Source organism: Cellvibrio sp. (genome assembly GCF_053579595.1).
On sequence record NZ_JBRFPI010000089.1, the window covers coordinates 1 to 13,374 of the forward strand.

Genomic DNA, 13,374 nt, shown 5'->3' on the forward strand with positions numbered 1-13,374 from the left:
GTCCCATAGATTTTGTTCGGACCTATGGATATCCAGATAAGTCAGGAATAAAAGACCGATATAATTTTGCCGGAAAGCACATTGTTGATAAAAAACATAAGTTAACGAATCTGACAATGAAACTAGTCGGTTTTGATGTAAATAGTTCGTCAATTTCGGACGCCACTGGTTCCATCTCGTTATTTGACAATAATGATCGTGTCGCTGCAAGTTGGAGCTTTTCAAAACTTATAGATCATTGGAAGAGAAAACATTCACAAGCTGTTTATGTACCTTGCATTTCCAGAAACAATCCATCAACAGATTTAAAAGAATATCATTTTGGAAATAATTTTGAATTAGGCGAAGGCACTAATTTTGAACTCTTTTTGAAATCTATGCATGCAGGGAAAACCTATTATGACCCTGGCATTAAATTAGAATGCTCGTCAGGTCCATCACCTAAAGTCAAAAGAAGAAGCCAATTTAGAATTGGCCATAAAGATCTCAAAGAGCTCTATAAAAACTATGAAATTTTATAACCATAACGATTTTTATGGACAAAGTTTCTTCTGAAAAACGCTCCGCAATGATGGCCGGAATCAAGGGCAAAAATACCCGCGGAGAAATAGCTATTCGTAAGGGATTACACAAATTGGGGTTCCGCTACCAACTGCACAGAAAAGACTTACCCGGAAAACCTGACTTGGTTTTCCCCAAGCATCACGCCGTAATTTTTGTAAATGGCTGCTTCTGGCACGCACACGGCTGCCACATATTCAAATGGCCATCGACCCGCATTGAGTTTTGGAAGGAAAAAATAGGCGCAAATAAAATCCGCGATGAGCGAAATGTTCAAGCTTGTATCGCGTCGGGATGGAAAGTGTTAGTGATTTGGGAATGCGCATTAAAAGGCAAAACCCGCCGCAATCTTAATGAGGTAATTCACACCGCTGCTAATTGGATTATGTATGATTCGCAGTCCGCAGAAATTGAAGGGAAAGTGTGACTTGTAGGAAGTAGCCCGTATGGAGTCTAACGGAATGCGGGGTTGACTCTCTTCAATCGAAGGATTGAAATAAGCCATGGTCAACATCAACAGCTCCGTATTTCGCTAGGCTCCATATGGGCTACACAACACAAGGAATGGTTATGGTGCTTTATCGACGGAATCGAGTTAAGGGTGGGTGTTATTTTTTTACGGTGACACTACAGGATAGAAGCTCTCGCTTATTAGTGGAACACATAGCGGAATTGCGCGATGCATTTCGGCAAGCTAAAGCGCGTATGCCATTTCAAGTGGATGCAATTGTTGTTTTGCCTGAACATATCCATGCAATTTTTACTTTACCTGCTGACGATGATAATTACTCATCGCGCTGGCGGCTGATTAAATCCATCTATACACGAAAGCTTGTTCAAAAAGGCGTTGCTTTAGCTGCGAATGGGCGCGGTGAATATAATCTGTGGCAGCGGCGGTTTTGGGAACACACTATTCGTGATGCTGCCGATATGCACCACCATATCAATTACATTCACTACAATCCTGTTAAACATAAACTTGTTGAACGCGTAGCCGATTGGCCGCACTCCAGTTTTCATTTGTATGTTCGCAAGGAAATTTTGCCTATCGATTGGACTACGTAGCCCGCATGGAGTCTAACGAAATTCGGGGTTGTTGTTTTTGCACACGGTAAAATCAACATCAACATCAAAAGCTCCCGTATTTCGCCAGGCTCCATACGGGCTACTCTTTAAAGTTCACAAATATCCCCTCGCACTTAATTGAGCTTGCTAGAGAAAATTTCCTTTCCTGTGGTTATATTTATTTTGTCGCGATGAATACTGACTCATCCTTGAGCCAGTGTTTACACTATTTAAAAACCTAATTAGTAAGTGTCATAGAACCAAATACGCTGGCATTGATATAGCCCTGATCATTTTTATGGCCCTGCGTATTGACCGAGCCCATCATACTTTCGCGCTGCGCGCTGGCATCATTGTCGTTATAGGCAGCAGAAAACCCCAGTTGCTTTCCAGCCGTTAAGGTCAGCGGAGTATTAGCTCCACCATCAACATAGTTTTCACCGTAAATTCGTACGCGCATTTCCCACATGTGCTTGGTACCCACCGTTACTCGTTTTACGGTGATGTGATCGTTTAGCAATTTAGGTGAGGTTGAGTTGGTGAAATCAACCGTGTCTCCCAGGGTGCCGATGTGATACGCCCAAGCTGAGGTATTGTATTGATGGTTGCCGCCATTTTTATTCTCATCAATAAAAATTTCTACGGAGTCATCATCCCAATAACGCTCTAAAGGATTACTGCTTGCATCCAGTAAAACGTCATCTGTGATATCAAATAGCAGATATAGGTAATTTGCATCCCACATTGCTTTATAGCGACCAGAAAAATCGGCTGCCGTTGGCTGTTGAGAACCTAACCAAAACACATCTATAGGTGCCCAGGATGCCGCACTCCAGGATGAATCGACCAGGCCATCAATCACCGGAGCACTTGCTACACGCGGCGCATTATAGTGATTAGGGTCAGTATTGACCGATGAACTGGATGATGAATTGGAGGATGAACTCGCGCCTCCAGACACCTGACTCAAACTAAACCAGTTGAGATTCCAGCCGCCGCTTAAGGCCTTGATGCCGAATCTATGCGTACCCGCACTTAAATTGACAGTGGCCGTTACTGTTTTCCATTGCTGCCAACCGCCCGTTGCAGTGAAGTTGATAGTGCCATAGCTTTGTGCACCACCCGCTTCCTCAAACACTAAAGAACCGCCGCTGCTTTCGCTAGCGACACGCAGCTCTAAAGTATAAAGACCGGTGGTGGGAATAGTGACCACCGTATTGCTATAGGACAGCCAATCGCCAGCGTCTGTCCAGCCCACATTTAAACCGCCGCCTTCATCGCTCGTTGCCTGAGTTTGAAAACCACTCATTTGAGCAAAGCTTTCGGCTTCAATCTTCACCAGTGTCATGACCGGAGCCGAAGAACTGCTCGCGGATGTTTTACTGGATGAGCTGCTCGGCAAAGGAGAGCTACTCGACGATGAACGACTGGATGGCACAATGCTGCTTGACTGACTCGTTGCCTGGCTGCTCGAAGACGGCGCTACGCCCACAGATTCAATCTGAATCCAATTCAAATTGAATCCACCCGCAACAACATAAATAGCAATGGTTTGCTGACCCGCAGGTAAAGGAACTTGGTGATCAATGGTTTCCCATGCCTGCCAATTGCCAGTACTGCGGACACTCAATTGACCATAGGTTGCACCGCCGCCCGCCTTCTCCAATCTTAATATTCCGCCACCGCTCTGACTGGCAATACGATAGGAAACTTTATACTGACCCGCTGCAGGTATATTCACAGGATAGGTTATCCAGTCTCCCGCATCGGTCCAGCCCACATTCAATCCACCACCCAGATCAGACGTTGCCTGCGTATCTATGCCACTCATATTGGCAAAGTTTTCTGCTTCGATGCGTTGGCTAAAGGCAGCAACAGAACTCACTACCGCCTGACTTGAACTACTGCGACTAGTTGCACTGCTGGATGAGCTCGGTCCAGTTGTATTATTCGCGTAGTTATTCGCCCAGTTTAAAACCCACGCACAGGGCGCATTCCAGTTAATGGTGATTTCATTCACTGACCAAGCACCGATGTTATCAATCCAACAAGTCGCCGGTTTTGACTCACAGCCAGCCTTTTGCGTTTTCGCTAAATCATCTTCTAAACCCGTATTGGGGCCGCCGCAAATAGCACCGGGCGGAGGAGTAGGAAAACTGGCATTGGCTGCGTTGGCCCAAAAGCGGTGATGTGGTTGCTTGCAGGTATTGGTTCCCTCGCCCGTCACAAACGACGTGGAGAACACATTGCGCCCATGAATATAATCCAAGCCTTTGATAAGCCCCTGAGCAAACTTAACCTCATGCGTAAAGTCGTAGGCCATTCCCATTAAATAAAGGTTGTTAGTAACAGCGCTATTGGAGCCCCAAGAATATGTCGTCAAAGGGGTTGAATAGCCTGAACCGTTTTGGGTGTTTATATGAGCGTTGGCCGCGGCAATAATTTTTTGGCGCGCGCTCTGCTGTAGAGTTTCAGTGAAGTTGGTAGTTACCGTTGCCAGTGACATAAGACCCGCTAAATCAGTTTCCTGCCAATTCAGATCCGTGCGTGTCACATTGCGCTGATTGATGGTAGCGACGTATTTGCTATCCGCTGTTGCAAGATAGAGCTCAACCGCCGCCCAATAAAATTCATCGCCGAGATTACTATCGCCATAACCACCGCCGCCGCTGTTGAATTCATCGTTGTAGATATCGTTAGGATTTGCCGCTGCTGCATCCCAGGCACGCTTGGCCGCAACGAGACATTTATCAGCAAACCCATTATCAATTCCACGCCATGCGCGCGCGGCCTGTGCCGCAACCGCCGCAAGATTTAACGTGGCCGCAGTAGTTGGATAAACCAATGAGCGTCTATTGCTATCCATGTCGGGACGCGTCGGAATTCCGGTCCAGCCTTCATCGTGTAATTTATGATGCGCCATGCCTGCTTTTGGCTGCCCGACAGGAACCTGCATCGCGAGCAAGAACTCAACCTCCCAGCGCGCTTCATCCAAAATATCAGGCATACCGTTGCTGCTTTCAGGGATATTTAACTTCCCGTCCGATAGCGCTTCCGATGACGGCCAATAACGGCTGAAGTGCTCATACATGTGCAACAGAGTCCACGCGGAAATTCCACCATTGACCACATACTTGCCGTGGTCACCGGCGTCATACCATCCCTTAGGAACATCGAGGGTGTAGTTACACGGACGGGTAGACCAACAAGGTACATTGAGATCGCCCTTGTTGGCTCCTTGATTAATATGCCCAGCGGGGCGCGACCACTTGGCATTAGCGGCATAACTGCCATTACCGCCGCCGGTAAATTGAGTTTCAATACTGATGCCCGCACGGTTGTGATAGAAGTAGCGCAAGGAATCGTAGAGTGCGCCTTTGTAGACATCGGCTTTAATACTGAAGGGATAGCTGCTATCGCTGCCTACGGTGAGTACAAAGTTATCGCCCGTTGCTACCACATCGCTTAAATCAATCTGTTGTAGATTATCGCCACTGGCTGCATCAGCCTTGGATGTGGTTGTTTGCCCCAAGGCAATAAAGTTTCCATTTTGTTTCAACTGCCACTGCTGTGGGCCCGCTGAGGTTTTATAGGTGGCGATTTTTACACTGTTGGGCAAATAACCTAATTGGTTTACCCGTGGGTTGCCTTGCTCGGCTGCTGCGCTCAAACTGAAAAGCGCGCCTAAACCCATGCATATAAATTGATAGCTTGCGCGTGAAAACCGCTGCTGTGTCATGCTTACCTCGCCAAATATTATTGGAATTATTAATGTGAATTGCTCGAAGATTTAGCGCAACAACCTGCAGATATACACAGCGGCTACACATAAACTTCAAAGAGATACAGTTACTTTCTTATTATTATGAGCATGCCAAACCCTGAGTAGACTTGTACTCTTTAGTGATGGCGTCCACGATATTAATACCAGCCGCACCACCCTCGCTCTTCAGTTCATGCTAAAAACACAAAGTGACTGCAAAAATTAATGGGACGCGCAATAGCGCAATAGAGTGGGATAGGATTAAATGAGAGCACATCTGCTTAACGACTACAGAGTGTAATGAGATAAAAGAACAATAAAGAAACTACTGATAAATAACGACTTTCTAAAACTACTCGAAAAATCCACAAAAGATTCATCGCTTACCACAAGCACTCATAGTGCCTTTCACCGAATGCAAAATGTGCCAGATCATTGCGAAACGTAAAGTGGGAGGTCTATAAAAGGAAGTGCAATGGACGATATTCCCCTTGCCCTCCACGAATATCGGACACCTTAGAACTGAGTAAAGGGTTAATTGGTTTTATCAAATCCGACATACCTGGATTGTTACCGAGCATACGTAAAAGAATACATTAGGAGAAAACGATGAAACGCAGTCAGTACAAATGGAATTTGCCTAGCGAAATTACCTCTCGTTTGGGCAGCGAGAGCTGGGGCGCGCAGCGGGCGATTTTTGAAGCAGATCATCTGTTATTGATTCTGCATGCGCCGCCGAAAACTGATGGCAATGAGCGTGAGCATGAAATCTTCTTGCGCTTGCCGCAGGGTAAATGGTTGCACAAGGGGATTGATCATGGCGACCATGGGCTGACCAAGTTCATGGAAGATTATCGCCTGCTGTACAACGACCTTGAAAACCGTTTTGAAAAAGTAAGCAGCATTGATTCACTGTTCGCCATTATCGATAGCCTGATTCCGCTCGCGCGTTCTTCAAACAATATGAAGCAGGCGCTGCAAACCGCGCGTGAAGCGCTTGGTAATGATGCATTCCTCATCGACATGCGCGACCGCAGTGTGGATATTGCACGCGGCTTTGAACTACTACTTGCAGATGCACGTTTATCGCTGGAGTTCCGTCTGGCTCGCAGCTCTGAAATACAAGCCCGCGCAGCTGAAGTGGGCAACCGCGCGCAACACAAATTGAATATTCTCGCCGCTATCGCATTTCCCTTGATGAGCGTGTCTGCCGTGTTTGGTATGAACTTGCAAAGCGGATTGGAAAACAAACCCTTCCTGGTGTTTTGGTTGGTGTTTCTGGGTGGGTTAAGTTTAGGTTTGTTCGTGAAGAGCTGGGTTTCAGCAACACCGGGGCCGGAAAAGAAAAGTAAGCCACCTAAACGATAAATTTACGATTTAAAAAGAATATATTTATGATCCCAGCCCACATCCACACCGAAATCCTGAAACGTATTAAAGCGGCAGAGCAGGAACACAATGTTAAGGGTACATGGTGTAGCCCGCATGGAGTCTAACGAAATGCGGGTTTGGGTTTTCTGCGCGAGGTAAAATAAAAATCAACATCAAAAGCTCCCGTATTTCGCTAGGCTCCATACGGGCTACGTATTGGTTTTATTCGACATTATCCTTCGCGTCTTCGATCGCTTGAATCAGGTAATTGGGTTGATCGGTGCCGAGGCGGATAAATGAGCCGCCTTTTAGTTCGATCTCAATTCCCAGCAAGCCGGATACGTTGCAGATCCATCCGGTGCCGTAGGCGTGGATGCCGAATCCCATCCAGATGGGATTTTTTACTTTTCGGCATTGACCAACTTCTTCCAGTGGCAGACTCTTTTTGAATAGACCCGGGCCAAAACACCAACTGATTTCGCTTTCGTTGACTTCGATGGTCATGGAGCTGAACGCAATCGCCACCAGCGTGAGGACACCAAACAGAACGCCGATACCTGCCGCAGGAAGCGCTACGGCAAGATCATTAATGGCCAATACCAATGCCGCAACCATTGATATACCGGCAAGGGTAACAAAGCCCCATTGCTTATGTTTGTAAGCCTGATAAGCGCCGTCGCGCCAAAACAAAGTATCGGCTTCTACATTAAAAACGGCGGCGAGGGCTTTAATGGATTCTTGCGAACCGCTGCCGCGTGCTTCCAATCGCTGGATGGTGCGCAAGCCGAGGCCGCTAATTTCGGCGAGCTGCTCTTGTGACCATAAACGCTCGGTGCGGTATTTTCTAATCAGTGATGATTTTGCTTTCATATCCATCTTTCATTACTCCAGGTGCATTGATCCAAGTGAATTGATGTGGAGCAAATTACCTGAAGAGTTGCTAATTAAGTGACGCCGCCTACCCGCCAATCACCCGCCACACCCATAAACATAAGGATTTAGCATGTAGCCCGCATGGAGTTTAACGGAATGCGGAGTTTGGGGCATGGTGTTGGTGTATTTCAGGGCATTAAATAAAATTCAAGGTTAATATCAAAAGCTCCCGTATTTCGCTAGGCTTCATACAGGCTACACATCACTCTTTTTGCCCTGGAATTTTTAATGTTTGAAAAACCACAAACGCCCAGCACCTTTGTGTTTGATATGGATGGCACCCTGCTAAATGAACACCACGAACTTTCGCCGCTGACGATTCGCGCATTAAATGAACTGCGCGAGCGCGGCCATCATCTGGTTATCGCCACCGGCAGGCACTTTATGGATATTCGTGCTTACCTGAAACAATTGGGTGGCGGTATTGCGACTATTACCTGCAACGGCGCGACTATTCATAACGGCGATGGCGAGTTGATTAAGCGCGAGCTGTTGCCGCTTGCGGTGAATGAGATCTTGCTGCCGCTGGGTGAAAAATGTGGTGTACATTTGAATATGTATACCGATTCCGAGTGGCTGGTGAATGCGCCCTGCGAATCTATGTTGGATGCCCACGCACAATCGCAATTTTTTTATCGCCAAATCGCATTGCAAGAAATGCTCGCTACACCGGCATTAAAGATTTTGTTTTACGGCGAAAATGCAAAGCTGCAACAACTGAAGGCGCAAATATTGGCTGCGCTAACCCTGCCAATTCATTTGACGTTTTCCGATGAATACTATCTGGAAGCTATGCCGCAGGCTATTTCCAAAGGCCACGCACTGAGAACATTAATGGAACATCTACAACGGCCACTTGCCAATAGCATGGCGTTTGGTGATGGTTTTAATGATGTGGAAATGTTCAGAACCGTGTCTGACGCGGTAGTGATGGGAAATGCAAGTGAAAAACTCAAACAGTTATTTCCGGATGCGTTGCGCGCGCAGGAAAATCATAAAGACGGTGTGGCGAGATTTTTATATGAGCATGTGTTGTCATAACTCCTGCTTTTGACAACTCACGTTTCGCACGTAAAGCTACTTGCCCCTACCAAAGGGTAGATTTGCATGCGCAAAGAAACACATTGCAAACCTGTGAAGTATCAGAGACTGAATGCGACACTTAATGTGGTTGATAAAAAATCACAATGCGATTGATTTTTGCTTTGGTAGCCTCGTCAATCGATTCGAATTTTACCGCGTAAACATGCTCGCTTTTTTCGACCGAATCGCGGACCACAGTCGCGGTTAAGGGTAGCGGATCTTGCAATCCTTGTTCTTTTGCACCTACGGGCGGCACCACACTGATCAGGATTTTATCGCCCATCTTGATTGCCAGCTTCTGTTTGGACATAAACGATAGGCCGCCCATGCTGAAATCTTTGGTACGCGCTGAAATTTTTTCACCCTGCAGTATAATGTTTACAAAAAGTGAGTTTTTCATGCGGAGATGTTTGCGTTTTTCATTGGGGTGATCGAGCACAACTCTCTCGGGTTCAAACGTAAAAAATTCTATTTTGTTTTGCAGTAAGGACACTGTGTGATCTAAAGATTCACTGATGGAGCCAATCAAATCCAGTGTTTTAAAATTGGATTGCATGGCTGCAAATAAACCTTGCAGCTTATCTTCCAAAAGTTCAACCCGGGATATTTGATCGACCGACACCTCGGCTATATGTGCGCTCATTTTACTTGACGCACGCGCTTCGGCGGCCATGTGCTGCATAATGCTTGCGTTCTTTTGAGCTTCTGCCTGACTCTCTTTAACCGTCTCTACTACTCTGGTCATACCTTCCAGGGTTTGCTGCACTTTTGCATTGAGTCCATCAACTATCCGCTCGATGGTTTCAGTCGCTTTACCGGTTTTTATAGCCAAGGTGCGCACTTCGTCGGCAACTACCGCGAAGCCGCGCCCTTGCTCACCAGCGCGCGCTGCTTCAATCGCAGCGTTCAGGGCCAGGAGGTTGGTTTGATCCGATATGGTTTTGATGCTGGACACAATGCTATTGATCTCAAGACTCGCTGTGGCCAAGCTGCGTACAGATTCTTCCGATGATTCCACACTGGCTGTAGCGGTATCCATGGTTTTCACAATATCGGCTAACGAGCTGACGCCGTCTGTCGCTTGCAGCTCTACTTCGCGCGATTTATGTCGTGCGTGCTCAGTCGTTGTCTTGACGGTAACCAACAGGTCTTTGAGTTGGGTTGTCGCAGAGTCAACTGCAGTAGATTCACTGACTTGCAACTCTGTTGCGCGAGCAATTTCTTTTGATGTAAGCCCGATATGGTAAATGGACTCGGTGATTTCGCGATTAATTTTATCGATGGAGCGAACAATATCGGTGATTTGGTTTTTCATAAAAACCATACCGGCCATCAGACTGAGCGCTTGCGGCGCAGTCTTCATGTCGACGTCCAAATTCCCCGCCGCAATTTCTCCCACAAAATATTGCGCGTCTGCAGGCTCTGCCCCCAATTGACCTATTATTTGGCTGGAAGCCTTTAGTGCAATCAATATCGCACTGCCGAGGGATAAAATCAGAACACCACCCAGCCAAGTGAAGCCAGCGTGAATTTCTTGCTCTGCTTGTTGCTCTATCTGTAGGTTATTGACGAGCGTGAGTTTTAATAATTCATCAACGGCGGCGCGTTGTTCAAGATAGGCCTGATTGATTTTTTGCACATCGTCGGTTCGTGGAGAGCCGCCGGTGTTTTGATCCGATGCAGACATCACCTGATACACGACGGCAAAAAAATGCTCACCCTTGGGGAATAGGTGTTGGTTCATTAATTCGCTTTGGTGGGGTGGTAGATCCTGAGCGGCCCAATAGTCGCGGCGGCTAAGAAACTCTTGCTGAAGCACGTCAATTCGTGCTCGCAGAGCATTGCGCTCGCTAGCAGATTCAGCAAGCAGAAATTGCAAGGCCACAAGGTTGGCTTCCACCACGTAGGCGGGAGGCGGTAATATGTCGGCAACGAGATCTTTTCCTGACACTATATTTGTATACACAGGGCCATTTACCGCTAGCTCGTTGAGCCGGCTGTAAGCGATATAACCAAACAAAACAAAGCCAATAATCAGTACACCAAGCACCACGCCGAATAGCTGTCTCAGGGTCAAATTACGCATTCATCGTTCATCTCAAGAGAAATATTTATTGAGTTTATTCGCTAAACGCTAAAGCGCAAATTCTGCATTTCTTGCACCATTTTCTGGCACTTTTGCGCCTTTTTTGTGTAAATAGATGCATTACGCAAGTCGATTAACAACAGGGACAATTATGACCAACATCACCAAAACTCAAGCGCAGGCGCGTGCTGATCAAGTGCGTGCGTTTCGGGCGGAGCAAGCCGTGCTAAGCGAACAGGGCTTGTTGCAATTTTCCGACGACACAGCATCGGCTATTCGCCAATATCACGACAAGCTGTTGTATGAGTTGCAGCAGGCACAGGATGTAGACTTGAGCGAGGGTGCGCGGCATTTGTCGCTGGGTATGCAGATTGTCTCCTTCCTCGGAGCAGGCGCGTTGGCGGCGAGTTTGTTTTTTCTGTTTTATCAATATTGGGGCTATTTTGCTACGGCGACACAAGTGGCGATTTTAATTGCAGCACCTCTCGTTAGTTTGGCAGTTGCGTGTTGGGTTCAGCGGTTTGATAGCTCGGGATATTACGCCAAACTGGCGGGGCTGGTGTCGTTTGCAAGTTGGATATTAAACATTGTGATGCTCGGCAGTATTTTTAATCTCACACCCTCGCCGAATGCCTTTGCAGTATTTGCAGTCTACGGATTTTTACTCGCTTATGTATTACAAGTGCGTTTACTGTTAGCGGCGGCGCTGATATGTAGTTTTATTTTCATCGGTGCGCAGTTCGGCACTTGGATGGGCAGCTACTGGATTTATGTTGGCCAAAACCCCGAACAGTTTTTTTTACCCGCGCTGTTTTTCTTCGCGTTGCCATTGTGGGTGAGCCAAGCGCGTTTTCATGGATTTGCAGCGATTTATCAAATGCTATCGGTGGTGACATTTTTTGTTGCGCTGCTCGTTCTGGCGAATTGGGGCGGCGGAAGTTATCTTCCTTGGTCGCCTAATTTAATAGAGGGCTGTTATCAGCTAACTGGCTTTGTAGCCAGTGCGCTGCTGGTGTTTTATGGCATGCGGGCGCGCGCAGTGAATTTAATGCTCACAGGGAATGTCTTTTTTGCGCTCTTTTTGTACACCAAATTTTTTGATTGGTGGTGGGATTGGCTTCCCAAATACCTTTTCTTTTTGGGAGTTGGACTCACCGCGATTTTAGTCTTGATGGTATTTAATCGCCTTCGCAAAGCGCAACAATACTCACTGCAAAGAGTACAGGTGTCAGGAGGCCAGTCATGAACGCACAGCTTAAAAATCGAGGCGCTAAAAGTTTACTCTGGCTAGCCGTGGGCTTAGTGCTGCTGGTGAATGCATTTATTCTTGGTAAAGTTTATGTGAACCGCTCCGATGAGATAGTCCAATTAACCTTGAGCGAACGTGAATTGCGATTGCCCTATAACTACGGTTTTACCAAAGAGGATTCAAGCGCGCGCGTTCGCCTTAATTGGACGACACCGAGCAACCAGCCGATTAATGTCGATATGAATCAATGGCGCTGGCAATACAATCGTAGCCTGCAATTGAACAGCTTACATTTTTCCAGTTTTCAGTTTCCCGATTGCGCCCGGAAAACGCGCCTGCTACAAAAACGCAGCGGCTGGGTATTATTGGAATTTAACGGGCGGAGTTATGCGGACTATATCGCGCAAGCAGAGCAATACCATGCCCTGATTATGGGCCTTACGCCTGCGAAAAATACCGAATGGTCAGCTAAAGAATTAGCTGAAAAACGTAACCAGGCAGATGCGTTTTTAGCGGCAGCTAAAGCGGATGACTCGCGCCTGTTTGTGATCGATGCCGCCGCCGAGCGGGAATTGTTGGAATCGGTGCGGCGCGAATATCAGACTAGCCCCAACATCCAACTGGCAATTGTTCCAGCCGAACTGCGCGCGGGTTACTATCGCTGCGACCGCAAAGAGCAACGTACGACCGAAATTATTATTGATGGTCTCGCCGTAGAATCACTGCACATTTCCAAAAGCCAAGCGCAAGGTTTTCCCCAAGATGGCGATACCAAACGTAAAACGAAGTTTATCGCAGACATATCCTATGGCCGGTTATTCGAACCTTGGATAAGGAATTTACGCCTGTGCGCCAAAGGCTGTGAGTGATAATGCAATTTTCAACTTCACGTACATGCGCAATAATCAAACCCGATGATTTTATCGCCCCCTTGTGCACCGATGAGATACACATTTTATTTCAGGACGACGCTATTTTACTGATCGAAAAACCCAGTGGCCTGCTGAGTTTGTCGGGGAAAAACCCGCTCAATAAAGATTCAGTGCACTTTCGTTTGGTGCAAAAATTCCCTACCGCGAGGCTTGTGCATCGGCTTGATTTTGGCACCTCGGGAATTATGGTTGTTGCACTGAATAAACAGGTGAACGCGCAAATTGGCAAACAATTTCAGGCAGGGACAATCACCAAAACCTATACCGCGCTTCTGCATGGCCATGTTGAACAAGACAGCGGAGTGATTGAATTACCTATCGCCAAAGACCC

At 46.9% G+C, this 13,374-nt stretch carries 11 protein-coding genes; 8 read left to right on the forward strand and 3 right to left on the reverse strand.

What is annotated here, in order from left to right:
- The 3 genes from ACWA6V_RS07720 to ACWA6V_RS07730 all read left to right on the forward strand — a co-directional run.
- A partial coding sequence (locus ACWA6V_RS07720; protein WP_449521935.1) for an MvaI/BcnI family restriction endonuclease occupies positions 1–521 on the forward strand: 521 nt, incomplete at its 5' end.
- Between the two features lie 14 nt (positions 522–535).
- Positions 536–988 (forward strand): very short patch repair endonuclease, encoded by a 453-nt coding sequence (locus ACWA6V_RS07725; protein WP_449521936.1) that lies wholly within the window; start codon positions 536–538, stop codon positions 986–988.
- 143 nt (positions 989–1,131) lie between these two features.
- On the forward strand, positions 1,132–1,626 hold the full coding sequence (locus ACWA6V_RS07730; protein WP_449521937.1) for an REP-associated tyrosine transposase: 495 nt from the start codon (positions 1,132–1,134) through the stop codon (positions 1,624–1,626).
- Positions 1,627–1,864: 238 nt separating this feature from the next.
- Here the strand turns inward: ACWA6V_RS07730 and ACWA6V_RS07735 are convergent, their stop codons facing one another.
- Entirely contained in the window at positions 1,865–5,365 is a 3,501-nt protein-coding gene (locus tag ACWA6V_RS07735) for a glycoside hydrolase family 9 protein (RefSeq protein ID WP_449521938.1), read from the reverse strand.
- Between the two features lie 633 nt (positions 5,366–5,998).
- Here ACWA6V_RS07735 and ACWA6V_RS07740 point away from each other — a divergent pair.
- Entirely contained in the window at positions 5,999–6,757 is a 759-nt protein-coding gene (locus ACWA6V_RS07740) for a hypothetical protein (RefSeq protein ID WP_449521939.1), read from the forward strand.
- Between the two features lie 225 nt (positions 6,758–6,982).
- Here the strand turns inward: ACWA6V_RS07740 and ACWA6V_RS07745 are convergent, their stop codons facing one another.
- A complete protein-coding gene (locus ACWA6V_RS07745) occupies positions 6,983–7,636 on the reverse strand; it encodes a helix-turn-helix domain-containing protein (protein ID WP_449521940.1) in 654 nt (217 codons plus the stop codon).
- Between the two features lie 285 nt (positions 7,637–7,921).
- Here ACWA6V_RS07745 and ACWA6V_RS07750 point away from each other — a divergent pair, with 285 nt between their 5' ends.
- Positions 7,922–8,734, forward strand: coding sequence for a Cof-type HAD-IIB family hydrolase (locus ACWA6V_RS07750; protein WP_449521941.1), 813 nt, complete (start codon positions 7,922–7,924; stop codon positions 8,732–8,734).
- 121 nt (positions 8,735–8,855) lie between these two features.
- Here the strand turns inward: ACWA6V_RS07750 and ACWA6V_RS07755 are convergent, their stop codons facing one another.
- Positions 8,856–10,862, reverse strand: a complete 2,007-nt coding sequence (locus tag ACWA6V_RS07755) for a methyl-accepting chemotaxis protein (protein ID WP_449521942.1) — start codon at positions 10,860–10,862, stop codon at positions 8,856–8,858.
- Positions 10,863–11,013: 151 nt separating this feature from the next.
- Between ACWA6V_RS07755 and ACWA6V_RS07760 the strand changes: the two genes are divergently transcribed.
- From ACWA6V_RS07760 to ACWA6V_RS07770, 3 genes are all read left to right on the forward strand, one after another.
- Positions 11,014–12,108, forward strand: coding sequence for a DUF2157 domain-containing protein (locus ACWA6V_RS07760; protein ID WP_449521943.1), 1,095 nt, complete (start codon positions 11,014–11,016; stop codon positions 12,106–12,108).
- Positions 12,105–12,980: a DUF4824 family protein gene (locus ACWA6V_RS07765; RefSeq protein ID WP_449521944.1), complete on the forward strand. Its 876-nt coding sequence runs from the start codon at positions 12,105–12,107 to the stop codon at positions 12,978–12,980. Before ACWA6V_RS07760 ends, ACWA6V_RS07765 begins: the two co-directional genes overlap by 4 nt.
- Before the next feature lie 2 nt (positions 12,981–12,982).
- Positions 12,983–13,374 (forward strand): pseudouridine synthase (locus ACWA6V_RS07770; RefSeq protein WP_449521945.1); only part of this gene is annotated, 392 nt, incomplete at its 3' end.